The following is a 23,140-nucleotide window of genomic DNA, read 5'->3' as shown; positions in this document are numbered from 1 at the left end:
CATGAAGACGTCAACGGTATCCAGCCTTTCCATTCAAAATGCCATGCGCCTGACCATCATGCAGGCGCAGAACGAATTGCTGAAGAGCCAGCAGGAAGCGACGACGGGCAAGTACTACGACGTCGGCGCCGAACTGGGCTCGCGAACCTCCATGTCGCTCGATCTGTCGCGCGAAAGCATGCGCCTTCAGTCTCTGCTGGAGACCAACGCAATCGCCAAGCAGCGCCTGGAATCGGCGCAGGAAGCCATGAATCAGATGGCGACCTCGGCACAGAGCATGATGAACGGCCTTGTGGTTGTCAGCGGCACGACGGACGCGAACAACCTGGAGGTTGCGCGCAAGACGGCATCGGACGCCTTCGACAACTTTATCTCCATGGCCAACATGTCGGTATCCGGCGAATACCTCTTCTCCGGCATCAACACCGACGTGAAGCCGCTGGTCGATTCCAGCGTCTTCATGGCCGATTTCGAGACGGCCTTCTTCGGCGAGTTCGGTTTCAACTCGGACGATCCGCTGACGGCCACCATCACGCCGACCCAGATGGAAGACTTCATCACCAATACGGTCGAGCCGATGTTTGCCGCCGGCGCTGTGCCGGGATGGGGCAATTGGTCGACGGCATCCGACGACGTGATGATGTCGCGCGTCAGCACCACCGAAACGATTGCGACCTCGACATCGGTCAACAGCGAGGGCATGCGCGATTTCGCGCTCGCCTCCGTGCTGTCCATGGGTTTGCTGACCCTTAACCTTGACGCAGAGGTTCTCAACGTCGTCACCGAAAAGGCTGTAGACTATACGGGACAGACGATTTCGGGTGTCGATGCGCAGCGAACGCAGCTTGGTCTGTCGCAGGAGCGACTGGAGAAGGCGAACGCATCGCTGGAGATCCAGCAGGATATCATCGAGACGAATTTCACCTCGATGGTCGAAGTCGATGTGTACGAAGCCTCCACCCGAGTGAACAACCTGCTGTCTCTCGTCGAGGCGTCATACACGCTGACATCGAAGATACAGCAGCTAAGCCTGGTCAACTACCTTTGATGAGCAAAGGTGAGAAATGAAGATGAAGGACCTCTAGATGTATCAGTTCTCATATGCAGAGATCATGGAGGACGGGGTCGCCGACGCGAAAGATCGCGAGCGACAGGCGCTGACCAGATCGATTGAGCTTCTGGCAGCCGCGCGCGACGAACAGACCTACTCGCGTGCCGCCATCGAGGCTCTCTTTTATACCCGGCGTGTGTGGATTCGTTTCATCGAGGATCTGAAACAGCCGGACAATCAGCTGGAAGCGGAGCTGCGGGCAAATCTTATCTCGATCGCGATCTGGATCCTCAAGGAATGCGACCGGATCAGGAAACGGCAGTCCAGCAACTACCAAGGCATTATCGACGTCACCACCATCATCAGGGATGGATTGAAATGAAGAGCACTTTGCGCATCTCGCTCAAGTCGGGCGAACGGATTTTCATCAACGGAGCGGTCTTGCGCGTCGACCGCAAAGTGGCTCTGGAATTCCTCAACGACGTTACCTTCCTCCTGGAGAACCACGTTCTCCAGCCGGAAGACGCGACCACACCCTTGAGGCAGCTCTATTTCATCGCACAGATGATGTTGATCAATCCGGAAGGCCGCGAGCAGTCGCTCGCCATGTTCCGCAAGTCGATCATCATGTTGCTGTCCTGCTTCGAGAACGAGGAAATCCTCGCAGAGCTGAAGCGGGTCGACGGAATGGTTGCCTCCGGCCGCGCCTTCGACGCGCTGAAGGCCATCCGGGCGCTCTACCCGATCGAGGATCGCATCCTGAACAACCAGGAAATGGCTCCGGCCACCATAGAACACATCCGCAAGGAGATTGCACCATGGCGGTAGACGGCGTAACGGCATACAGTTCGGTCGCCAATTCGACGGCCTCGTCCAGCGCGTCCTCGGCGGCGTCGCTGAACTACGACTCTTTCCTGCAGCTTCTCATCGCCCAGATGAAGAATCAGGATCCGACCGATCCGATGGACGCCAGCGAGCAGGTCGCCCAGCTCGCCACCTTCTCGCAGGTCGAACAGACGATCCAGACCAACCAGCATCTGGAAAGCCTGATCGCCGGCTCGGCGCTCACCAACGCTGCGGACTTCATCGGCAAGACCATAACGAACGCCGACGGAAGCCAGAGTGGCATCATCGAATCCGTCAAGGTCTTCAGCGACGCTATCGTAGCCTACACCACCGACGGCGAGGAAATCCCGCTGACGGTCGGTGTCACCGTAGGTAAGCCGTTGCCGACGGAAACCGACGATACGGACAGCTCGACCGATACGTGAGGCGGTGATACGACATTATCAGCGCCTCCCGGCGCTGATTCGTGAACCAGTGCCAAAGGAGCTGCCGCAATGAATGAGGCAGATGCTCTTGATATCATGCAGGCCGCCGTCTGGACCGTGCTCGTCGCCGCCGGTCCTGCTGTTCTCGCCGCCATGGTCGTCGGTGTGACAATCGCGCTCGTTCAGGCGCTGACCCAGATCCAGGAAATGACGCTGACCTTCGTGCCGAAGATCGTGGCCGTCTTCATCGCGATCGGCATTTCCGCGCCTTTCGTCGGCCAGCAGATCGCACTGTTCGCCAATCTGGTCTTCTCGCGAGCCCAATCCGGCTTCTGACCGGGCGGTCTTCGCGACCGCTCTGCCACCCTCGCGCAAGCTTCGGCCAGTATTGCTGGTCCCGAACGGGTCGCGGAATGTGTCCGCCGCCCGCCTTCTCATGAAGAGACGGAAGCACAATGGCGCAGACACCCGCACTCGTAATACCGAAGGCCAGTCCCCAGGGCCGAGACATCGGCTTTGCCCTCGGTATCGTCGTTATCCTCTGCATCCTGTTCCTGCCGATCCCGCCCTTCCTCATCGACATGGGCTTGGCATTCTCGATCGCCTTCTCGGTGCTGATCCTCATGGTCGCACTCTGGATCCAGCGGCCGCTCGACTTCTCGTCCTTCCCGACCATTCTTCTGATTGCCACCATGATCCGCCTGTCGCTCAACATCGCGACGACCCGCGTGATCCTCACCCACGGCCACGAGGGCCATGGTGCCGCCGGCGGCGTCATCGCCGGCTTCTCCAGCCTCGTGATGTCCGGCGATTTCGTGATCGGTCTGATCGTCTTCATGATCCTGATCACGGTGAACTTCATCGTTATCACCAAGGGCGCCACCCGTATCGCGGAAGTCGGGGCCCGCTTCACCCTCGATGCCATTCCCGGCAAGCAGATGTCGATCGACGCCGACCTCTCCGCCGGCATCATCGACGAAAAGGAAGCGCAGCACCGCCGGCGCGAACTGGAGCAGGAAAGCTCCTTCTTCGGCGCCATGGACGGTGCGTCCAAGTTCGTGCGCGGCGATGCGATCGCAGGCCTGATCATCACCGCCATCAACGTCTTCGGCGGTATCGTCATCGGCTATTTCCGCCATGGAATGGATATCGGCGAAGCAGCGGATGTCTTCGTCAAGCTCTCCGTCGGCGACGGTATCGTCTCCCAGGTTCCGGCCCTCATCGTCTCGCTCGCCGCCGGCCTTCTGGTCTCACGCGGCGGCACGCCGGGGTCGACCGACCAGGCCGTCGTCAATCAGCTGTCCGGCTATCCGCGCGCCCTTATGGTCGCCGCTCTCCTTATGGGGCTTCTCGCCCTTGTGCCGGGTCTGCCGCTCATCCCGTTCACGGCACTTGGTGGCGTCATGGCCTTCGGCGCGTGGTTCATTCCGCGCCAGCTGGAAGCGGAAAACAAGCTGAAGCGGGAGCAGGAGGAAAAGAAGGTCCAGCAGACGAAGGAAGCCGAGAAGGAATCCGTCAAGTCTGTCCTCAAGACCGCCGAGATCGAGCTTGCTCTCGGCAAGCTGGTCTCCACCCGCCTGCTCGGTGCCCACCAGGAACTCGCTTTCCGCGTCGGCAAGATGCGCAAGAAGTTCGCCAGCCAGTACGGCTTCGTGGTCCCGGAGATCAAGGTGTCCGACGACATCGCGATACCCGAGAAGAGCTACCAGATCCGCATCCACGGCACGACCGTCGCTTCCAATGCGCTGCGCGTCGGCGAGGTTCTTGTGGTCACCGGGTCCGGCCGCAAGCCGAGCGTGCCGGGCGACGAGATCCGCGAGCCCGCCTTCGGCATGCCGGCCGTTTCGATCCTCGAAACCTTCACCGAGGACCTGAAGCGCGAAGGCTTCCACCCGATCGACAACGTATCGGTCGTGCTGACGCACCTGAGCGAGGTCATCCGCAACAACCTGCCGCAGCTTCTCTCCTACAAGGACGTGAAAATCCTCATCGATCGTCTCGACCCGGAATACAAGAAGCTTGCCGACGAGATATGCTCGTCGCACATGTCCTATTCCGGCCTGCAGGCGGTGCTGAAGCTGCTGCTTGCCGAACGTGTCTCGATCCGCAACCTTCATCTCATTCTCGAAGCCGTCGCCGAACTCGCACCCCATGTCCGCAAGACCGAGCAGATCGTCGAGCACGTCCGCGTCCGCATGGCCCAGCAGCTCTGCGGCGACCTGACCGACAACGGCGTCCTGCGCGTTCTGCGACTCGGCCCCAAGTGGGATCTCGTCTTCCACCAGGCGCTGAAGCGCGATCCGAAGGGCGAAATCGTCGAATTCGACATCGACCCGCGGGCGCTTGAGGAGTTTTCCGAGCAGGCAAGCAAGGTTATCCGTGAATTCATGGACCGCGGACTGCCCTTCGTGCTTGTCACGTCGCCGGAAACGCGCTCCTATGTGCGCATGATCATCGAGCGGTTGTTCGCGACCCTTCCGGTCCTGTCGCATGTCGAACTGGCCAAGGGCATCGAGATAAAGATTCTAGGCTCCATTTCATGATAAGCGACCCCGAGGGGACGGTTCTGGCCCTGTTCATCGCCTTCTGCCGGATCGGCGGATGCATGATGGCTTTGCCGGGTTTCTCCTCCGCCAGGTTGCCGATGCAGATCCGCTTCTTCGTTGCCTTCACCGTTTCGCTCGCGGTCCTGCCCGTGCTCTGGGATTCCATCTATCCCCGTGTCACGGGCGGCGATCCGACCGTCTACATGAAACTCGTCTTCGGCGAACTGATGATCGGCGTGATGTACGGTCTGATCGCCCGGCTCTATACGCTCGGTTTGCAGTTCACCGGCTCGATTCTGGCGATGTCGATCGGCTTTTCGGCGCCCGGCGGTGCCGACATCGTCGAAGACTCGGCCGAAAACCCGCTGACGAACACGATCACCTTTGCCGGTCTGATGGTCCTCTTCGTCCTGGATTTCCATCATATCGTCTTCAAGGCGCTGATCGATTCCTACACCGCCATGCCGCTCGGCGGCTTTCCCGATCCCCAGCGGCTGCTGATCACCATGACCGATACGCTGTCCGAGGTCTTCATGATCATGCTGCGGCTCGCCAGCCCGTTTCTCGTCTTCGGCCTGATGTTCAACGTCGCCGTGGGTCTCGTGAACAAGCTGGCGCCGCAGATACCGCTCTACTTCGTCTCCACCCCCTATCTGCTGATCGGGGGCATCTTCCTCCTTTACCTCTCGATCGCCGCGCTCCTCAGGCAGTTTGCCGACGGCTTCGCTGCGATCTTCATGGGCTGACGCGATGGCCGAAAAGAGCAAGTCAGACAAGCTGAAGCGCCTTGTGACGGTCCAACGCCATATCGAGCGCATGGCCGAAAGCGATCTCGCCGCCACCGCCCGTCAGCGCGTCGAGGTGGGCGAGGCGATGGATGTGGTCATGGATGCGATCGGCTCGCTCGATCCCGTGCACCGCCTGTTCGCGCAGAGCTACGCCGACCGGTTCGACAGGCTGGCAACCGCCGAAAAGCAACTCGCCGGCCTCCAGCAGGTTCAGGAGACCCGTGTCTTGCGGGAAGGCGCCAAGGCAGACCGGCTGGAAGACAATATGAAGGAAGCCCGTCTCGCCGAGCAGCGCGAAAAGGAGGACGAGGCCGTCTACGACGTCGTCGACATGCGCTTTGCCACGCCAGCCTCCGACAAGCTTCGGGAGCCATAGTCCTCGCATTCAATCAAAAGAGGATCATGTAAGTGGCTATCTCCCCTCCGAGCGATCTCGTTCTTGATGTGGTGCGTGCCGCCAATCCGCTGGAAGTCGCTGCTGCCCAGGAGAAGCTCCAGGCCAACCGTGCGGCTTTTGCCGCCACCAGCCTCGCCGAAAAGGGCGCCGGTTTTGAAACGGCCGTCGGCATTCTCAATGACGCGGCCTCTAAGGCCGGCCTCGGCAATGTGCAGCGTACCAGCACCTCGGAGATTCCCAAGGTCTATAAGCAGTTCGAATCCGTCGTGCTCAACACCTTCGTTAAGGAGATGATGCCGGAGGATACCGAGTCCGTTTACGGCAAGGGCAATGCCGGCGAGATCTGGAAGAGCATGATGGCCGAACAGATCGGCGAGGTCATTTCCGAGCGCGGCGGCATTGGCATCGCCGAGCAGATGTATTCCGACATGCTGGCGTTGAAGCGTCGCGAGGCGATGGTCAATCCGACCACAAACGAGGACGACCGCAATCGCGCCATCAGCATGATCACCGAGATCGAACGGCAGACCCTCGGTCTGTCGCCTGTAGACAATAAAGACATTTAAGCTTCGGGGTGGCAGCAATCATGGAAATCATTTCCAGCGACTATCGTATAAAGACGGTTCTCGGTCGGCTTGAGCGGATCATCGACGACGAGAACCAGCGGATCGGCCGCGATGCGGAATTCGATCTCAAGGTTTCAAACGCTCACAAGAGCCGTTGCCTCTATGAGTTGACGATGCTGTTCCGCGACACCGACACCAAGGAACTTGCCGCCGGCTATATCGAGCAGATGCACGAGCTCAAGAAGAAGCTGGCGCTCAACGCGCGGCGCGTCGAGGCGCATCTCTCGGCGGTTCGCGCCGTGGCCGACCTGCTGAAGAATGCGATGCAGCAGGCCGACGCCGACGGCACCTATTCCCAGGAACAATTCCTCTACTGCGAGTCCTGATGGTCAAGCTCCTGATCGCCGGCGTCTGGGTTTGCCTCGTGACGCTCGGTTCCGTCTATGTCGCGGTCTACATGGCGACGGCCCCTGTCGAGGTCAGCGAGGAGGAGGCGCGCAAGGCGCAGCTCCAGCTGGTTCGCGGCGAGTCCGTCACCATACCGTTGATTGCCGACGGCAAGGTGAAGGGCTACTTCCTCGGCCGTATCTCCTTTATGATGGACAAGGAGAAGATCAAGGATGTCGAACTGCCGATGACGGAGATGATGACCGACGAGTTGTTCACGCTTCTCGTCGGCAATCGCATGGTCGATATCGCCAATATCTCCGCCTTCGACGTCGAGGCCTTCCGGACCACGGTCAAGGAAGACTTGAACAAGCGTCTCGGCGACGCGATGATCGAGGAAGTCCTGGTCGAGCAGCTCGACTATCTCTCCAAGGAAGACGTCCGCGCCTCGAGCGAGGGCACGCCGACGGTCGCCAACACGCCCGTCAAGATCGTCGAAGGCGTCGCGGTCGAAGCGCCCGCAGCAAGCGCGGGCCACTGACGTTTCCGTCCCCGTTACCACCTTTTCCGACCCTTCCGCCACCAGGAAGGGTCTTTGCATTGGCGCATTATGGTAAAGCGAGCCTTACTCTCCCGCGTGCAACTTGAGCGTTTGGTTTAAGCGGGATGTGAGACTTCTCTGATAGACACTGTTCATCTGGTACTGAGTTGTGTTGCGTCATGCGAGTCTTGAACTGCATCCCCCCGTTCCGCGCTCCGTCGCGCCTAAGTCCCGTCGCCTGGACCGTCGGCTCGCCTGCTTACGGGAAAATGCGTCCGCTCCTGCCACCGACAAATGCCGTGGAGGAGGCTTGCGCATGAATAACACCCTGATCCTGCCGTTGATCGCGTCGCGCCGGTCGATTTTCGGGGTTCCGGTCTACGACCTCGGTTGGGAAAGCGCCTTGTCCTTCGTCTCCGACCTCGCGTCGCTGCCCGTCGGACAGGTCCACGTGTCCTTCCTCAACGCCAACAATGCCAACATTCTTCATTCGGATCGCCGCTACCGGGAAATCGTCCGGGACCACGTCATCCTGCCGGATGGCATAGGCATCGACATCGCCTCCTGGTTCCTGAACGGCAAGTCCTTCACCGCCAATCTGAACGGCACCGATTTCGTCCCGGCATTGCTCACCTACATGGCGAGCCCGAAGCGCATCGGTCTGATCGGCGCGCGACAGGACGTGCTGGATGCCGCGGTGGCCCGCTTTCGTCAGCATGCGCCATGGCACACCTTCGTGCCGGTATCCGACGGCTATTTCCAGCGTCGAGGCGTGGAGTCCGTCGTGACGGAACTCGCCGATCTCAAGCTCGATATCCTGATCGTCGGTATGGGCACGCCGCTCCAGGAAAAATGGATTGCCGAGCATATCCGCGAAGATCATGCTCGCCTGGTGATTGGCGTCGGTGCGCTTTTCGATTTCGTTGCCGGCGTTGTGCCGCGCGCGCCTGAAGCGGTGCGGCGCCTGCGATTCGAATGGGCGTACCGCCTGATTCTTGAGCCGCGCCGCCTTTGGCGTCGCTATCTCATCGGCATCCCGCTGTTCATGTGGCGCGTTCTGCAAAGCCGGCTTTCCGGTCACGACCGCGTCCGCACGCCTCCGCGCTTCGGCGCCAAGCCTCCCGCGAACGGCATCGGCCGCTTCTGACAGCTCGTCCCTACCTGTTGTTTTTGCTGTTGCATTGACCTGCTTTTGACACCATACGGCGGAAGCAGGCAATTTCCGGAATGGAGCTGGCGCTAGATTGCCGGCACTCGACAGCAAAACGCGGGGGAATGCGCATGACGACTGTAATCGACGGCAAGAAGGTGGCTGCCTCGGTCATCGACAAGGTGAAGGCGGCGGCGCAAGGCCTGGAGGAGGCGAAGGGCGTGAAGCCTGGTCTCGCCGTGGTGATCGTCGGAAACGACCCGGCAAGTCACGCTTATGTCGGGGCTAAGGGCAGGATGGCCAAGGAATGCGGCTTCAATTCCGTCCAGCACACCCTGCCCGAGGAGACCTCGCAGGAAGATTTGATGCGGCTCGTCGCTTCGCTTAACGACGATCCCTCTATCCACGGCATCCTCGTTCAACTGCCGCTTCCCAAACACCTCGATTCCGAGCCCGTCATCCAGTCCATCCTCCCGGAAAAGGATGTCGACGGCCTCCATGTCGTGAATGCCGGCAAAATTGCCGCCGGCGATCTCGAAACCGGGCTTTTGTCCTGCACGCCGGCCGGCTCCATGGTGCTGGTCCGTGAAATCCACGGCAAGGACTTGTCCGGCCTGAACGCGCTGGTGATCGGCCGCTCTAACCTGTTCGGCAAGCCTATGGCGCTGCTGCTGCTCGCGGCCAATGCCACCGTCACGGTGGCGCACTCGAAGACGAAGGACATCGCCGCGCTCGCCCGCAACGCCGACATCCTGGTTGCCGCCGTCGGTCGCGCCGAGATGGTCAAAGCCGGCTGGGTCAAGCCGGGCGCCACCGTCATCGACGTCGGCATCAACCGCGTTCCGGCCCCGGAAAAGGGTGAGGGCAAGTCGAAGCTGGTCGGCGATGTTGCCTATGCCGAATGCGCGCCCGTCGCCGGCGCCATCACACCGGTTCCCGGCGGTGTCGGTCCCATGACCATCGCCATGCTGATGGCCAATACTGTCATCGCCGCCAGCCGCAAGGCCGGCCATACGGTTCCGAGTTTCTGAAACTGGCGGCTATGGTCGCGGTGCCGGGCCTGTCGAGGCCCGCACCACCAGATCGGCCTGCCACAGTTCGCGCCGTGGCGGTTGCGGCTCGCTCTTCTTGATCTCGGCGATCAGCCGTTGCGCCACCCGGATGCCGGCAGCCCGCAGCGACGAGCGCGTCGTGGTCAGCGGAATCGTGAAGTTTTCGGGTTTCAGCATAGGCAGTTCGTCGTCATGCGCGATCAGCGAGATGTCGCGGCCGAGCGTCAGTCCCGCGCGCATGATCGCCCGAACGGCTCCGAGCGCCAGCACGGTGGAGGCGCAGAGCACCGCCGTTGGCGGATTGTCACCCTCCAGAAGCTCCACCATACCGCGATGGCCTTGCTCGTCGGTCATCAGCATGTGCCGGATATTCTTCGGATCCAGCGTGAGGCCCCGCTCCGCTAGAGCGGTCTCTACGCCCTGGCGACGCCTGATCGCGAAGTCGAGGTCCTCCGGGCCGTTCAGAAGGGCCAATCGCGTATGCCCGAGGTCGAGCAGCAGCCGCGCCGCATCGCGGAAGGCGCCCAGATTGTCGACGTCGAGATAGGGATAGTCGGCATCGATCCCGATCGATCGCCCGTGCACGATGAACGGCACGTCGAGCGACAGCGCCATGGCAATACGCGGATCGTTCTCGCGCAAATAGGCAAGGTAGTAGCCATCGACATTGCCACTCGCCACCATCCAGCAGATCGCCTGCTCCTCGTCGCGCGGATTGGCCGGCGTGATAACGAAATGGAAATCGTGGCGCAGCGCTTCCTCCGCCAGCCCCACCTGGAACTCCCCGAAGTGCACGTCCGAATACTGCCCGGCGGCGATCGGCATCACCAGTCCGATCGAGCCTGAGCGTCCGGTCGCCAGTCTCTGAGCGGCCCGGTTCGGCCGGTATCCGGTCTCCTTCGCCGCCTGCAGCACCCGCTGGCGCGTTTCCTCGTTCACCTCCGGATAGCCGTTCAGCGCGCGACTGATCGTCGTCTGCGACAACCCCAGAAGATGTGACAGTTGCTTTAGGTTCACGATACTGCAATCCTCCCCGTATCGCCCTGGCCAGACTCCGCCTCCCGGCCCAAAGCGTTTTGATTATTTCACAGGGCCGGCGCCCGAAACAATTGGAAAATGTGACAATCGGGGGCCATGATGCGGAACGACTATTCAGGGTGCGGCGTTTTTCGCCGCCGGGACAAAAGGACTTGACTCTTTTTCGCTCGGAATGGGAAGTAGACAGCTGTCAAAGCGCTTTGGGTTGCCCTACTTTCTCGGTCCCGGGCAAGCTGCTACGGTCAACAAATGTGATGGGAGGTAAATCACATGAAGAAGACGTTTCTACTGACGGTCGCCGCCGCCGCACTTCTCGCCGGCTCCGTTCACGCCGCCGAACTGAAGTTCGCGCCGGGCGAGGATTCCAAGTTCAACTGGGCAAGCTATGAGGAGCTGAAGAAGACTCAGCTCAACGGCGAGCAGATCACCATTTTCGGCCCCTGGCTCGGTCCGGACCAGGAGCTGGTCGAGAGCGTTCTCGCCTACTTCGCCGAAGCCACCGGCGCTGACGTCCGCTACACAGGTTCCGACAGCTTCGAACAGCAGATCGTCGTTGACCTGGAAGCCGGCTCCGCTCCGAACATCGCCATCTTCCCGCAGCCGGGCCTGGCGTCCGACATGGCCAAGCGCGGCTTCCTGACCGATCTCGGCACCGAGAACGCCGATTGGCTCAAGGAAAACTATGCTGCCGGCCAGTCCTGGGTCGATCTCGGGACCTATGCCGGCAAGGACGGCAACACCGCCTTCTACGGCTTCCCCTTCAAGACCGACCTGAAGTCGCTGGTCTGGTATTCGCCGGAGAACTTCGAGGATGCCGGCTATGAAGTGCCGAAGACCATGGAAGAGCTGAAGGCGCTGACGGAGAAGATCGTTGCCGATGGCGGCACTCCGTGGTGCATCGGTCTCGGCTCGGGCGCTGCCACCGGCTGGCCGGCCACCGACTGGGTCGAGGACATGATGCTGCGCACCACCTCGCCGGAAAACTACGACAAGTGGGTGACGAACGAGATGAAGTTCGACGATCCGGTCGTCGTCAATGCCATCGAGGAATTCGGCTGGTTCGCGAAAAACGACAAGTTCGTCGCTGGCGGCGCCGGTGCAGTTGCCTCGACCGACTTCCGCGACAGCCCGAAGGGCCTCTTCGCGTCGCCGCCGCAGTGCTACATGCACCGTCAGGCGTCGTTCATTCCGTCCTTCTTCCCAGAGGGCACGGTTGTCGGCGAGGACGCGGACTTCTTCTACTTCCCGTCCTACGCGGAGAAGGATCTCGGCAACCCGGTTCTCGGCGCCGGCACCACCTTCACGATCACCAAGGACAGCAAGGCCGCCCGCGCCTTCATCGAGTTCCTGAAGTCGCCGATCGCCCATGAGATCTGGATGGCCCAGAAGGGCTTCCTCACTCCTTACAAGGGCGTCAATCCGGAAGTCTTCACCGATCCGACCGTCCGCAAGATGAACGACATCCTGCTGCAGGCCACCACCTTCCGCTTCGATGGTTCCGACCTGATGCCGGGTGCCGTCGGTGCCGGCAGCTTCTGGACGGGTATGGTCGACTATGTCGGTGGCAAGTCCGCCGAGGAAGTCGCCAAGTCGATCCAGACCTCCTGGGATGGCCTGAAGTAAGCGATCGCCTTAAGGCATCGAATGATGATCGTCCGGGTCTCGCACCCGGACGGTCCCATAAAAAGAAAAGGCAGGCGGAGGGGACATCAACATGAATCCAGCATTGCAGGCCCTGATCACCATCATCGTCGGCGTCGGCGGATGTGTCGGTTATTTCTACCTGTCGAACATGTTCCTCGACAGGGTTCTGTTCCCTGCCTCCGGCCCCAATGCCGGCCGCAACATCAACCGGGCCAATATCGTTCGGCCGTGGCTCTTTCTGTTTCCCGCGATCTTCGCCCTCGGCCTCTATCTCGCCTATCCGGTGGTCGCCACGCTCTGGCTTTCGGTCAGCGACCGCAGCGCCGGCGGCGCCTTCGTCGGGCTTGCCAATTACGAGCGCATGGTCAGCGAGCCGAAGTTCTGGGAAGCGATCTACAACAACATGCTGTGGCTGATCGTCGTGCCGGCGGCCTCGACCGCGGTCGGGTTGCTGGCCGCCCAGCTCACCGACCGGATTTCCTGGGGCAGCATCGCCAAGTCGCTGATCTTCATGCCGATGGCGATCTCCTTCGTCGGCGCCTCGGTCATCTTCAAGCTGGTCTACGACACCCGCGCCGCGGATCAGCAGCAGATCGGCATCCTGAACGCGCTGTGGCTTTCCTTCGATGGCGGCTGGGAAACGGTCCTCGTTCTGCGCATTCTGCCGGCGCTGATCCTTCTTTCCTTCACGGCCTTCGTGCTCTACGGAATCTATCAGGCGCTGCACCCGCTCGTCTGGGGCGTCGGCCGCCGCGGCGGCAGCAGCGCTTGGGGCCTCGTGGTCCGCATCGTGCTGGCGCTCTTTGGCGTCTGGCTCTGCTATCTGTCGCTGCATTCCGTCTATTCGGTCTTCACCTTCGACTTCCCCTATGGCGAACCGCAGACCTGGCTTACCATTCCGTTCTGGAACAACTTCTTCCTGATGGTCGTGCTGATCTGGATCCAGACCGGGTTCGCCATGGTCATCCTTTCGGCCGCGCTGCGCGGCATTCCGGAAGAGACCATCGAGGCGGCCGTCATCGACGGCGCCAACGACTTCGAGATCTTCTTCAAGATCAAGGTACCGCAGATCATGGGAACGGTGGTCGTCGTCTGGACCACGATCACGCTCGTGGTGCTCAAGGTCTTCGACATCGTCTTCGCCATGACCAACGGCCAGTGGGAGACCCAGGTCCTCGCCAATTACATGTACGACAAGCTGTTCCGTTCCAACGACTGGGGCGTGGGCTCGGCGAGCGCCATGGTCATCATGCTGCTCGTCCTGCCGATCCTGGTCTGGAACGTCTACAACGCACGCAAAGAAATGCGCTGAGGGGAGGGCGGAAAAATGGCTACCATCGTCGGCAAGAAATCCGGTCTCGTCTGGGCGGTTCACATCTCCGTCGTGGCACTGGTTCTGCTGTGGCTCCTGCCCACGGCCGGCCTCTTCATCTCCTCGTTCCGCACGGCGGACCAGATCGCGACCAGCGGCTGGTGGACCGCGCTCTTCCCGCAGGAGCAGAACCTCGTCGTTCGCGCTGCCGCCCCTTCGACGCAGACGCAGGAGGGCAACCTCTTCGTCATCCAGGGCAATCTGCTGGCTGAGAACGGCAATGCCGCGGAAACCACGATCTCCGCCTGGGGAACCTCCTCGCAGGCGATCGGCGCCTACGCGCCGGGCGATACCGCCGACATGGGCGAGGACGGCCGCGTCACGGTCCAGGAAAACGGCGATTACCGACTTGAGAACAATGTCGAGTTCACCGGCAGTCGCGGTGAACGCCTGTTCGTCACGGCCACCGTCCCGCCGAAGTTCACGCTCGACAACTATTACACCGTGCTGTTCTCCGGCTCGACGACGGACTCGATGTCGAAGGCCTTCTTCAACACGCTGACGGTGACGATCCCCGCCACAGTGATCCCGATCCTGATCGCCGCCTTCGCGGCCTATGCGCTTGCCTGGATGGAATTTCCGGGACGCGCATTGCTGATCGCCGCAATCGTCGCGCTGCTGGTCGTGCCGCTGCAACTCGCGCTCATACCGCTGCTCCGGCTTCATCTCGCCATCGGCATCGGCAAGGGCTATCTCGGTGTCTGGCTTGCCCATACCGGGTTCGGCCTGCCGCTCGCGATCTATCTGCTGCGCAATTATATGGTCGGCCTGCCGCGCGACATCATCGAATGCGCTAAGGTCGATGGCGCCACCGATTTCCAGATATTTACCCGCATCATCCTGCCGCTCTCCTTCCCGGCGCTCGCCAGCTTCGCAATCTTCCAGTTCCTCTGGACCTGGAACGACCTGCTGGTCGCCAAGGTCTTCCTGATCGACGCGACAGGGGAGACCACGGTCATGACCAACCAGATCGTCGAACTGCTGGGCACGCGCGGCGGCAATTGGGAAATCCTCGCGACAGCCGCCTTCGTGTCGATCGCGCTGCCGCTTCTCGTCTTCTTCTTCATGCAGCGCTATCTCGTGCGCGGTCTGCTCGCCGGCTCCGTCAAGGGTGGATGACGGATCAGAAACTCAAGAATGCCAATAGGAATCTCTAAATGAATGCTGTTTCCCAGACCGTCATGAGCCCCGACAAGGACTGGTGGCGGGGCGCCGTCATCTACCAGATCTATCCTCGCTCCTACCAGGATTCGAATGGTGACGGCATCGGCGATCTCAAGGGCATCACCGCCCGTCTTCCGCATATCGCGGCCCTCGGCGCCGACGCCATCTGGATTTCGCCCTTCTTCAAGTCGCCGATGAAGGATTTCGGCTACGATGTCTCCGACTATCTGGACGTCGATCCGATGTTCGGCTCGCTCTCGGATTTCGACGGCGTCATCGCGGAGGCGCATCGTCTCGGCATCAAGGTGATGATCGATCTCGTCATCTCCCACACCTCCGACCAGCATGCCTGGTTCGTCGAAAGCCGGTCGAGCAGGACCAATCCCAAGTCCGACTGGTATGTCTGGTCCGACCCGAAGCCGGATGGCACGCCGCCCAACAACTGGCTGTCGATCTTTGGCGGCTCGGCCTGGCAGTGGGACCCGACCCGCATGCAGTATTATCTGCACAACTTCCTGACGTCGCAGCCTGACCTCAACCTCCACAATCCGGACGTTCAGGACACGCTGCTGGAGAGCGTTCGCTTCTGGCTGCGCCGCGGCGTCGATGGCTTCCGCCTCGACACGATCAACTTCTATTTCCACGACAAGGAATTGCGCGACAATCCGGCGCTCGCCCCGGAACGGCGCAACGCCTCGACGGCGCCGGCCGTCAATCCCTACAATTTCCAGGAACACATCTACGACAAGAACCGCCCGGAGAATATCGCGTTCCTGAAGCGCTTCCGCGCCGTGCTTGATGAGTTCCCGGCGATCGCAGCCGTCGGCGAGGTGGGTGACAGCCAGCGCGGTCTCGAGATCGTCGGCGAATACACCTCCGGCGACGACAAGATGCAGATGTGCTACGCCTTCGAATTCCTGGCGCCGGATGCGCTGACCCCGGCCCGCGTCGGCGAGGTGCAGCAGGCTTTCGCCGATGCCGCGCCGGAAGGTTGGGCTTGCTGGGCGTTCTCGAACCATGATGTCGTGCGCCATGTGAGCCGCTGGGGCCTCGATGTCGTCGATCGCGACGCCTTCGCCAAGCTGCTGGCTTCGATACTTCTCACCCAGCGCGGCTCGGTCTGCATCTACCAGGGCGAGGAACTCGGACTCACCGAGGCCGACATCGCCTTCGAGGATCTGCAGGACCCCTACGGCATCCAGTTCTGGCCGGAATTCAAGGGCCGCGACGGCTGCCGCACGCCGATGGTCTGGGACAGCCGCTCGCAGAATGCCGGTTTCTCGACCGCCGACAAGACATGGCTGCCGATCCCGGTCGAGCATGTGCTGAAGGCTGTCGACACCCAGGAAGGCAAGCCGGAGACGGTGCTGGAACACTATCGCCGCTTCCTCGCCTTCCGCCGCGAATTTCCCGCCTTTGCCAAGGGGGGTATCGCCTTCAATCCGGTAGAGGGCAGCGTCCTGACCTATCGTCGGACCATGGGCAACGAAACCATCCTCTGCATGTTCAACATGTCGGCCGAACCTGCCGTCGCTGGCATGCCGGAAGGGGAGTGGCAAACCTTGAGTGGCCACGGCTTTGACAGCACGATAGAAAACCAAAAGGTGCATCTGCCGGCCTGGAGCGCCTATTTCGCGCGCCACGCCTAAAGGGAGGAAAGAGCATGACGGGACTCGTTCTGAAGGACATCCGCAAGTCTTACGGCCAGGTGAAGGTCATTCACGGGGTCGATCTGGAGATCAGGCAGGGCGAGTTCGTCGTGTTCGTCGGCCCGTCGGGCTGCGGCAAGTCCACGCTGTTGCGCATGATCGCCGGCCTCGAGGACATCACTTCGGGTGAAATGTGGATCGACGGCCAGAAGGTCAACGACGTGCCGCCCTCGAAGCGCGGCATTGCAATGGTTTTCCAGTCCTACGCGCTCTATCCGCACATGACGGTCTACGACAACATGGCCTTCGGCATGCGCATCGCCGGCGAAAGCCGGGAAGAGATCGACCGCCGCGTCAAGTCGGCGGCCGCCATCCTGCAGCTTGAGCCCTATCTCGACCGTCTGCCGAAGGCACTCTCCGGCGGTCAGCGCCAGCGCGTCGCGATCGGTCGCGCCATCTGCCGCGACCCCAAGGTCTTCCTGTTCGACGAGCCGCTGTCCAACCTCGACGCGGCACTGCGCGTTGCAACCCGCATCGAGATCGCCAAGCTCAACGAGTCGATGCCCGACACGACGATGATCTACGTCACCCACGACCAGGTCGAGGCGATGACGCTTGCAGACCGGATCGTCGTGCTCTCCGCCGGCAAGATCGAACAGGTCGGCCCGCCGATCGAACTTTACGAGCGCCCTGCCAACCTCTTCGTCGCCCGCTTCATCGGCTCGCCGGCCATGAACATCATGCCGGCCACGATCGAAACCGCCGGCGCGAGCACCGCCATCACTCTGAAGGACGGCAGCCGGGTGATGGCCGATGTCGCGACGGAGGCGTCGGAAAAGGGCAAGAAGGCGAGCTTTGGCGTTCGCCCGGAAGACCTCACCATCGCCAAAGGCGACAACGCGCTGTTCGAGGGTACGGTGTCGATCGTCGAGCAGCTCGGCGAGGTCACGCTGCTCTATGTCGACGGCCCGGTCGAGGACGAGCCGATCGTCGTCAAGCTGCAGGGCATCGCGGATGTGAAGAAGGGTGAGAAGCTGCGCTTCGCAGCCGATCCTCATCGCCTGCACCTGTTTGACGAGGCGGGCCGAACCTATCGCCGGTGAATTCCGGTAACGGATTGTTATCCATGTTGGATTCTGCCGCGCCGCAAGGCGATTTCTGGCCGTATGCTCATACCAACTGTTAAATCTCATCCGCTATTTTGGCGGTGTGGTTCAACAAGAAATATGGGGCAAACACATGGCCACGGCGAATCGTCCGTCGACGACCTATCTGCAGCGCGAGGAGTCCTTCATGTACGACCGGGAGAACCGGTTCCGCATGGAAGACACGATGAACGCCGGCCGTCTCGAATACACCGAAAACGGCATGACCCACATGGCGGCCCGCCGTTGCGATGTTATCCGTATTTCCTTGAGCGGCGCGATCGTCGCCTTCATCACCAAGGTCGATCTGCCCAAACAGTTCTATTTCGACATCCCGGATGCCCGCATCAGCAAGGTCGGCGCCATCCTGATGAAGACCTTCGCCAACAACACTGCTGAGATCCGCTTCCTGCGCCTGCTGACGCAAAAGGAGCTCGACCGCATCTTCGTCTTCTCCACGCATCCGGCTCACAAGGACCGCGTGCTCGACGTCCGCAGCTGGTAAGCGCGTCCGACAGTCCATTCCGGTGAAGCCGGCGCGACGAACCGCGCCGGCTTCACTTTTTCTGACTCGACAATCCGCCACCCGGTCGAAATGATCGCGCTCTCAAATAAGCAGGGAGAATGCGGAATGTCGGATAAGGTCGCGATCGTTACGGCGGGTGGAAGCGGAATGGGCGCGGCATGCGCCAGGCGTCTTGCCGCCGACGGTTACAAGGTCGCGATCCTCTCGTCCTCCGGCAAGGGCGAGGCGCTGGCCGTCGAGCTCGGCGGTTTTGGCGTCACCGGCTCCAATCGCTCGCCCGAAGACCTCCAGCGTCTCGTCGACGGCACCATGGAGCGCTTCGGCCGCATCGATGTGCTCGTCAACAGCGCCGGCCACGGTCCGCGCGCCGCCATTCTCGATATCACCGACGAGCAGTGGGCGACCGGCATGGAGGTCTATCTCCTGAATGTCATCCGCCCGACCCGCCTCGTCACGCCCGTCATGCAGGCGCAAAAAGCCGGCACGATCATCAACATCTCCACCGCCTGGGCCTTCGAGCCGTCCTCGATGTTCCCGACCTCGGCCGTCTTCCGCTCGGGTCTTGCCGCCTTTACCAAGATCTTCGCCGACACCTATGCTGCCGACAATGTCCGCATGAACAATGTGCTGCCCGGCTGGATCGACAGCCTGCCGAAAACCGAGGAGCGGCGTGAGGGCGTGCCGATGAAGCGCTACGGCACCAGCGAGGAGATCGCCGCCACCGTCGCCTTCCTCGCGTCCGACGGTGCCGGCTACATCACCGGCCAGAACATTCGTGTCGACGGCGGCCTGACCCGCGCGGTCTGACCCAAGTCACTCCCCGTCGTTGAAGATGATCGTGGCATAGGCCCCACGGTCGGGCCTGTTGCCGACCTCCAGCCGCTCCGGCCATGTCTCCGGCCGGCGCGTGACCGTAACCACCAGCCTCGACCACGCTGCCCGATCACTTTCCTGCGACAATTTGGACGCAAAACGGCCATCGCGGCCGGGTATCCGCATCCCTAAATTAAGGTGGGATGCGTTTAGGACTTGGTTACCAAGTTCTTTCATACTTTAGAGCATCCGGTTTGGGGGCTCATGTCTTTCGATCATAACCGGAGCGGTTCGGGCGGTTGGAGTTCCAGCGTAACCCTCGGCCGAGTGACCTGTCTGGGTACGAGTGAGAGTATGGCGTCCTCGAAGAAGTCCAGCCGTGACGGTATTGCCGCCGGCCGTTCCGCACCCCTGTTGTCCCGCTTCACAGCCGGTGGCCTCGTGCTTGCCGCTGCCGCCTCCGGCGTCGTCGTTGTCGGCGCCGCCGTTCTGGCGCTCGGCACGTTTTCGGCACGCCCGCTCGACGGCAGCAGCACCGGACCGCTGGTCGCCGCCGTCGAACAGCGGCCGGCAGCTATCTCGTCCGGTCCGCAGAAGGCCGGACGCTATGTCGAGATCGCGGACGAGCATTCCTTCGAGGAAGCGCATGAGCGGATGATGGCCGCACTCGCCGTCACCGAGGATCCGGCGATCGCCGTGCTTCCCGGCGACCTGACGCTCGCATCCGTCGACAAATCCACCCGCCCGCAGCGCCCCAGCGTGATCGGCGACGAGACCGCTCTCGCGATCCTGAAGGAGGCGATGGAAGATGCGGCCGACCAGCGCACCGCGCGCCTGGCGCTGGCGAGCGAACTCGGCAAGCAGAATTTGAAACTTTCGAGCGAAGCGACAAGAATGGCCTCGCTGCGGACCGGTGGCGACGCGGATGCCGGTGAGACCGCCTCCGGCACCATGCTTGCCTACGCGCCTTCGCAATCCTCCGCCGACGTCATGAGCGATGCGGCCGAGGACGATCCGTTCAACCGCGTGCTGTCAGGTGTCGATGAGGCCGAGGCCGGACTCATCGAGGACATTCCGGTCCCGTTGACGAAACCCGAGATTCCGGCGCCGCGCAAGCTCGTGCCGAGTACGACGAAGCCGAGCAAGCTGGCGCTCGCCAAGCCGGACAGCCCGATCGTCGAGGAAGACGACAAGCGCCCGTCGCTCTTCGGTCGCAAGACAGCGAAGCTTCCCGGACGCGGCAGCCGCATCGCCGTCTATGACATCACCGCCGGCATCGTTTACATGCCGAACGGCGAGAAGATCCCGGCGTCGTCCGGTCGCGGCCAGTATCGTGACAATCCGAAATACGTCCACGTCAAGAACCGTGGTTCGACGCCGCCCAACGTCTACAAGCTGCGGATGCGCGAAAGCCTGTTCCACGGCGTCGAGGCGATCCGCATGCTGCCGGTCGGCGACGCCAAGATGTACGGCCGAGACGGCTTCCTGACCCACAGTTATCTGCTGCGCGTTCCCGGCGACTCGTCAGGCTGCGTCGTCTTCCCCGACTACAAGCGGTTCCTCAACGCCTTCAAGCGCGGCGAGGTCGCGACCCTGATCGTCGTGCCGCGCATGGCCGAACTGCCGCGCTACCTCGCGATGCTCTGACGAACCAGTCATGCATGACGCGATGAAGGAGCCTGCGGGCCCCTTTTTCATGCGCGGTTTCCTGGTTGGTTTGAAGGGTACGGCGGCGGGGCGCCAAAGCGTGCTGCGGCTGCTCCCAACTGGCTGGTGCTCCGGCCCGCTCTCCACACGCCTGGCGAAACGGTACCGGGCGAGATTGCCGCGACGTCGTTCCGCAGTCCGAAAATGAGAAGAGGCCGACTCCTAAGGGCCGGCCTCTTGCCTTGAGGAGGAAGAGAAAGTGTCGCGACGGGGAGGACGCCGCGGTTCACGCGGGCAGGTCAGAATTCCTGCCAGTCCTCCTGCTTGAGGGCAGTATTGCCGGCGACCGCCGGCCGGGCGCGCGGCGCGGCCGCGGCGGTTGCGACGACCGGGCGATCCTGTCCGGAGGAGGGGATGTCGAAGCGCGCCACCAGACCCCGGAGCCGTTCGGTTTCGCGGGCGAGCGTGGCGCTGGCGGCCGAGGCTTCTTCCACCATCGCCGCATTCTGTTGCGTCGTCTGGTCCATCTGGTTGACGGCGGAGTTGATCTCGGAGAGCCCCGTCGACTGTTCGCGCGCAGAACTCGCGATGGCGTCCATGTGGTTGTTCACCTCGACGATGTTTTCCTGGATCGTCTTCAGCGCCTCGCCGGTCTCGCTCACCAGCTTCACCCCCGTCTTGACCTCGTTCGAGGAGTTCTGGATCAGTTCCTTGATCTCCTTCGCCGCCTGGGCCGAGCGCTGGGCGAGTTCGCGGACTTCCTGCGCGACGACGGCAAAACCCTTGCCGGCTTCACCGGCACGCGCAGCCTCGACGCCGGCGTTGAGCGCCAGAAGGTTGGTCTGGAACGCGATCTCGTCGATCACGCCGATGATGTTGGAGATCTGGTGCGAGGATCCCTCGATCCGCGCCATGGCATCGACGGCCTCCGCCACAATCTGACCCGAGCGGATCGCGTTGGAATCGGCCGCCTGCGTCGCCTTGCGCGCCTCGTCCGTTCGCTGCGAGGCGTTCTTGACGTTGACGGTGATCTCGTCGAGCGCCGCCGCGGTTTCCTCGAGCGCCGCCGCCTGCTGTTCGGTGCGCTTGGCGAGATCATTGGAGCTGTGGCTGATCTCGCGCGAGCCGCTGTCGATCTGGTCGGTCGACCGCGACACGTCGGCCATGGCCTCGCCGAGCTTCTTGACCGCTTCGTTCATGTTGTTGCGCAGCGGTTCGAACTCCTTGGTGAAGGCCCGGTCGAGGTGAACGGTGAGATTGCCGCCGGCGAGTTCGACAAGCGCGTCGCCGATGGTGTTGACCGCCTGCACGCGACCGCTCACATCGGTGGCGAACTTCACGATTTTCACCACCTTGCCATGTTCGTCGGTGATTGGGTTGTAGGAGGCATTGAGAAAAATCTGCTGGCCATTCTTGTGATAGCGCACGATGTCGCCGATCCGCGGCTGGTTGTTGCGGAGATCAGCCCAAAGCTCGTCATACTCGGCATCGCCTTCCGGCCCCTTGGCGACGAAGATGCGGTGGTTCTTGCCGATGATCTCGGCGGTCGAATAGCCTGTTGTCTTCGTGAAATTCTCGTTGGCGGTCATGATCGTGCCATCGGTCTGAAATTCGATCACCGCCTGCGCCCGGCTGATCGCCTTGAGCTGGTTGCAGAAATCGAGATTGAGCAGGCGCTGGGCGGCATTCGCCCACTCCACCACGAAGCCCTCGATCTTGTCGCCCTTCTTGAGCGGGGTCACGATCAGGTCGAACGCATGATGGCCGACCCAGATGGTCGCCCTGTGCTGGTTTCTGAGCGCCGACAGCATGCCGCGCTGATGGGTGGGGTTTTTGTGGAAGATGTCGATATTGCTGCCGATCAGGGTTGCCGTGTCGAAGCGCGGCAGTTCCTTCTTGAGATCGGCCTCCGCCTCTTTCAGCAGAGTCCGGACGGCCGGATTCATGTAGGTGATATTGAGCTTGGCATCGGCGATCATGATGTTCGCCGACACGGTTTCGAGCGCCTCGAGCCGGGCGTTGGTAAGCTGAGATGAAAGGCCAAACATGGCAGTGTCGTCCTTCGTTGTGATCCAGATCGACGGTCTTGTGACCGTCGGGTGCGGACATCGCGCCTGGCCGAGGACAAATTTCGGTGGTAGCGGATTTCGCGTATAACGAGAGTAAAATATTAGTGATATACGAAGCGTTAATTTCCGATAGGGTGACACCGGATTTCACCTCCCCCTTTCGTACGGGACGCTTCGGCCTGTTGTCATCGCGCGCTGCCCCCCTCATCCGTCTGCCGCCACCCGGCCGGCCTTTCGCCAGAGCTCAAGGCGTTCGTTGCCGCCCTTTCTCCAGCCTCATGCTGAGGTGCGCCGCAGGCGCCTCGCAGCATCGGGGCTGGCCGC

At 61.8% G+C, this 23,140-nt stretch carries 23 protein-coding genes; 21 read left to right on the top strand and 2 right to left on the bottom strand.

Annotation, left to right across the window (positions count from 1 at the left end; all coding sequences use genetic code 11):
• Position 1 precedes the first annotated feature (1 nt).
• The 13 genes from J5J10_RS14960 to folD all read left to right on the top strand — a co-directional run bounded on the left by J5J10_RS14960 (position 2) and on the right by folD (position 9,728).
• Positions 2-1,048, top strand: a complete 1,047-nt coding sequence (locus J5J10_RS14960) for a flagellar hook-associated family protein (RefSeq protein WP_211930484.1) — start codon at positions 2-4, stop codon at positions 1,046-1,048.
• A gap of 37 nt (positions 1,049-1,085) precedes the next feature.
• Positions 1,086-1,433, top strand: coding sequence for a flagellar biosynthesis regulator FlaF (flaF, locus tag J5J10_RS14955; RefSeq protein ID WP_208547897.1), 348 nt, complete (start codon positions 1,086-1,088; stop codon positions 1,431-1,433).
• On the top strand, positions 1,430-1,879 hold the full coding sequence (flbT, locus tag J5J10_RS14950; RefSeq protein ID WP_208547896.1) for a flagellar biosynthesis repressor FlbT: 450 nt from the start codon (positions 1,430-1,432) through the stop codon (positions 1,877-1,879). Before flaF ends, flbT begins: the two co-directional genes overlap by 4 nt.
• Positions 1,870-2,322 carry a flagellar hook assembly protein FlgD gene (gene flgD / locus J5J10_RS14945; RefSeq protein ID WP_211930483.1) on the top strand — a complete coding sequence of 151 codons (453 nt, stop codon included), beginning with the start codon at positions 1,870-1,872 and terminating at the stop codon, positions 2,320-2,322. The genes flbT and flgD overlap by 10 nt, the downstream gene beginning before the upstream one ends.
• A gap of 69 nt (positions 2,323-2,391) precedes the next feature.
• Complete coding sequence (fliQ, locus tag J5J10_RS14940) at positions 2,392-2,658, top strand: flagellar biosynthesis protein FliQ (protein WP_208547894.1); 267 nt, start codon at positions 2,392-2,394, stop codon at positions 2,656-2,658.
• Positions 2,659-2,777: 119 nt separating this feature from the next.
• Positions 2,778-4,865 carry a flagellar biosynthesis protein FlhA gene (gene flhA / locus J5J10_RS14935; RefSeq protein ID WP_208547893.1) on the top strand — a complete coding sequence of 696 codons (2,088 nt, stop codon included), beginning with the start codon at positions 2,778-2,780 and terminating at the stop codon, positions 4,863-4,865.
• Entirely contained in the window at positions 4,862-5,614 is a 753-nt protein-coding gene (fliR, locus tag J5J10_RS14930; RefSeq protein WP_208547892.1) for a flagellar biosynthetic protein FliR, read from the top strand. The genes flhA and fliR overlap by 4 nt, the downstream gene beginning before the upstream one ends.
• Before the next feature lie 4 nt (positions 5,615-5,618).
• Positions 5,619-6,032: a hypothetical protein gene (locus J5J10_RS14925; RefSeq protein WP_208547891.1), complete on the top strand. Its 414-nt coding sequence runs from the start codon at positions 5,619-5,621 to the stop codon at positions 6,030-6,032.
• A 32-nt stretch (positions 6,033-6,064) separates the two neighbouring features.
• Complete coding sequence (locus tag J5J10_RS14920) at positions 6,065-6,619, top strand: rod-binding protein (RefSeq protein WP_211930482.1); 555 nt, start codon at positions 6,065-6,067, stop codon at positions 6,617-6,619.
• 20 nt (positions 6,620-6,639) lie between these two features.
• Positions 6,640-7,005 carry a hypothetical protein gene (locus J5J10_RS14915; RefSeq protein ID WP_208547889.1) on the top strand — a complete coding sequence of 122 codons (366 nt, stop codon included), beginning with the start codon at positions 6,640-6,642 and terminating at the stop codon, positions 7,003-7,005.
• A complete protein-coding gene (locus J5J10_RS14910; protein ID WP_211930481.1) occupies positions 7,005-7,547 on the top strand; it encodes a hypothetical protein in 543 nt (180 codons plus the stop codon). Before J5J10_RS14915 ends, J5J10_RS14910 begins: the two co-directional genes overlap by 1 nt.
• Positions 7,548-7,863: 316 nt before the next feature.
• A complete protein-coding gene (locus tag J5J10_RS14905; RefSeq protein WP_211930480.1) occupies positions 7,864-8,694 on the top strand; it encodes a WecB/TagA/CpsF family glycosyltransferase in 831 nt (276 codons plus the stop codon).
• A gap of 134 nt (positions 8,695-8,828) precedes the next feature.
• Positions 8,829-9,728, top strand: a complete 900-nt coding sequence (gene folD, locus J5J10_RS14900; protein ID WP_211930479.1) for a bifunctional methylenetetrahydrofolate dehydrogenase/methenyltetrahydrofolate cyclohydrolase FolD — start codon at positions 8,829-8,831, stop codon at positions 9,726-9,728.
• 9 nt (positions 9,729-9,737) lie between these two features.
• Here the strand turns inward: folD and J5J10_RS14895 are convergent, their stop codons facing one another.
• Positions 9,738-10,766 carry a substrate-binding domain-containing protein gene (locus J5J10_RS14895; RefSeq protein WP_211930478.1) on the bottom strand — a complete coding sequence of 343 codons (1,029 nt, stop codon included), beginning with the start codon at positions 10,764-10,766 and terminating at the stop codon, positions 9,738-9,740.
• A gap of 291 nt (positions 10,767-11,057) precedes the next feature.
• Between J5J10_RS14895 and J5J10_RS14890 the strand changes: the two genes are divergently transcribed.
• The 8 genes from J5J10_RS14890 to J5J10_RS14855 all read left to right on the top strand — a co-directional run bounded on the left by J5J10_RS14890 (position 11,058) and on the right by J5J10_RS14855 (position 20,747).
• Entirely contained in the window at positions 11,058-12,410 is a 1,353-nt protein-coding gene (locus tag J5J10_RS14890; protein ID WP_208547884.1) for an ABC transporter substrate-binding protein, read from the top strand.
• Positions 12,411-12,501: 91 nt separating this feature from the next.
• Positions 12,502-13,743 (top strand): sugar ABC transporter permease, encoded by a 1,242-nt coding sequence (locus tag J5J10_RS14885; RefSeq protein WP_211930477.1) that lies wholly within the window; start codon positions 12,502-12,504, stop codon positions 13,741-13,743.
• A gap of 15 nt (positions 13,744-13,758) precedes the next feature.
• A complete protein-coding gene (locus tag J5J10_RS14880; RefSeq protein WP_211930476.1) occupies positions 13,759-14,922 on the top strand; it encodes a carbohydrate ABC transporter permease in 1,164 nt (387 codons plus the stop codon).
• Positions 14,923-14,960: 38 nt separating this feature from the next.
• Positions 14,961-16,616: an alpha-glucosidase gene (locus tag J5J10_RS14875; protein WP_211930475.1), complete on the top strand. Its 1,656-nt coding sequence runs from the start codon at positions 14,961-14,963 to the stop codon at positions 16,614-16,616.
• A 14-nt stretch (positions 16,617-16,630) separates the two neighbouring features.
• Complete coding sequence (ugpC, locus tag J5J10_RS14870; RefSeq protein WP_211930474.1) at positions 16,631-17,719, top strand: sn-glycerol-3-phosphate ABC transporter ATP-binding protein UgpC; 1,089 nt, start codon at positions 16,631-16,633, stop codon at positions 17,717-17,719.
• A 136-nt stretch (positions 17,720-17,855) separates the two neighbouring features.
• Positions 17,856-18,266, top strand: a complete 411-nt coding sequence (locus J5J10_RS14865) for a hypothetical protein (protein WP_208547879.1) — start codon at positions 17,856-17,858, stop codon at positions 18,264-18,266.
• Positions 18,267-18,392: 126 nt separating this feature from the next.
• Entirely contained in the window at positions 18,393-19,094 is a 702-nt protein-coding gene (locus tag J5J10_RS14860) for an SDR family oxidoreductase (RefSeq protein ID WP_211930473.1), read from the top strand.
• Between the two features lie 360 nt (positions 19,095-19,454).
• A complete protein-coding gene (locus J5J10_RS14855) occupies positions 19,455-20,747 on the top strand; it encodes a DUF2778 domain-containing protein (protein ID WP_249116751.1) in 1,293 nt (430 codons plus the stop codon).
• Positions 20,748-21,046: 299 nt separating this feature from the next.
• Here J5J10_RS14855 and J5J10_RS14850 read toward each other — a convergent pair whose 3' ends face one another.
• A complete protein-coding gene (locus tag J5J10_RS14850) occupies positions 21,047-22,795 on the bottom strand; it encodes a methyl-accepting chemotaxis protein (protein WP_211930472.1) in 1,749 nt (582 codons plus the stop codon).
• Positions 22,796-23,140 lie beyond the last annotated feature (345 nt).

This window comes from Ciceribacter sp. L1K23, from assembly GCF_018122705.1.
In the GTDB taxonomy this organism is placed as follows: Bacteria; Pseudomonadota; Alphaproteobacteria; order Rhizobiales; family Rhizobiaceae; genus Allorhizobium.
The sequence above is the reverse complement of the archived record's forward strand: the minus strand, read 5'-3'. Positions and strand labels throughout refer to the sequence as shown.

Bases quoted from the DNA above. Each gene is read 5' to 3' on its own strand.
- J5J10_RS14960 (WP_211930484.1), top strand. From the start codon at position 2: ATGAAGACGTCAACGGTATCCAGCCTTTCCATTCAAAATGCCATGCGC.
- flaF (WP_208547897.1), top strand. From the start codon at position 1,086: ATGTATCAGTTCTCATATGCAGAGATCATGGAGGACGGGGTCGCCGAC.
- flbT (WP_208547896.1), top strand. From the start codon at position 1,430: ATGAAGAGCACTTTGCGCATCTCGCTCAAGTCGGGCGAACGGATTTTC.
- flgD (WP_211930483.1), top strand. From the start codon at position 1,870: ATGGCGGTAGACGGCGTAACGGCATACAGTTCGGTCGCCAATTCGACG.
- fliQ (WP_208547894.1), top strand. From the start codon at position 2,392: ATGAATGAGGCAGATGCTCTTGATATCATGCAGGCCGCCGTCTGGACC.
- flhA (WP_208547893.1), top strand. From the start codon at position 2,778: ATGGCGCAGACACCCGCACTCGTAATACCGAAGGCCAGTCCCCAGGGC.
- fliR (WP_208547892.1), top strand. From the start codon at position 4,862: ATGATAAGCGACCCCGAGGGGACGGTTCTGGCCCTGTTCATCGCCTTC.
- J5J10_RS14925 (WP_208547891.1), top strand. From the start codon at position 5,619: ATGGCCGAAAAGAGCAAGTCAGACAAGCTGAAGCGCCTTGTGACGGTC.
- J5J10_RS14915 (WP_208547889.1), top strand. From the start codon at position 6,640: ATGGAAATCATTTCCAGCGACTATCGTATAAAGACGGTTCTCGGTCGG.
- J5J10_RS14910 (WP_211930481.1), top strand. From the start codon at position 7,005: ATGGTCAAGCTCCTGATCGCCGGCGTCTGGGTTTGCCTCGTGACGCTC.
- J5J10_RS14905 (WP_211930480.1), top strand. From the start codon at position 7,864: ATGAATAACACCCTGATCCTGCCGTTGATCGCGTCGCGCCGGTCGATT.
- folD (WP_211930479.1), top strand. From the start codon at position 8,829: ATGACGACTGTAATCGACGGCAAGAAGGTGGCTGCCTCGGTCATCGAC.
- J5J10_RS14890 (WP_208547884.1), top strand. From the start codon at position 11,058: ATGAAGAAGACGTTTCTACTGACGGTCGCCGCCGCCGCACTTCTCGCC.
- J5J10_RS14885 (WP_211930477.1), top strand. From the start codon at position 12,502: ATGAATCCAGCATTGCAGGCCCTGATCACCATCATCGTCGGCGTCGGC.
- J5J10_RS14880 (WP_211930476.1), top strand. From the start codon at position 13,759: ATGGCTACCATCGTCGGCAAGAAATCCGGTCTCGTCTGGGCGGTTCAC.
- J5J10_RS14875 (WP_211930475.1), top strand. From the start codon at position 14,961: ATGAATGCTGTTTCCCAGACCGTCATGAGCCCCGACAAGGACTGGTGG.
- ugpC (WP_211930474.1), top strand. From the start codon at position 16,631: ATGACGGGACTCGTTCTGAAGGACATCCGCAAGTCTTACGGCCAGGTG.
- J5J10_RS14865 (WP_208547879.1), top strand. From the start codon at position 17,856: ATGGCCACGGCGAATCGTCCGTCGACGACCTATCTGCAGCGCGAGGAG.
- J5J10_RS14860 (WP_211930473.1), top strand. From the start codon at position 18,393: ATGTCGGATAAGGTCGCGATCGTTACGGCGGGTGGAAGCGGAATGGGC.
- J5J10_RS14855 (WP_249116751.1), top strand. From the start codon at position 19,455: ATGGCGTCCTCGAAGAAGTCCAGCCGTGACGGTATTGCCGCCGGCCGT.
- J5J10_RS14850 (WP_211930472.1), bottom strand. From the start codon at position 22,795: ATGTTTGGCCTTTCATCTCAGCTTACCAACGCCCGGCTCGAGGCGCTC.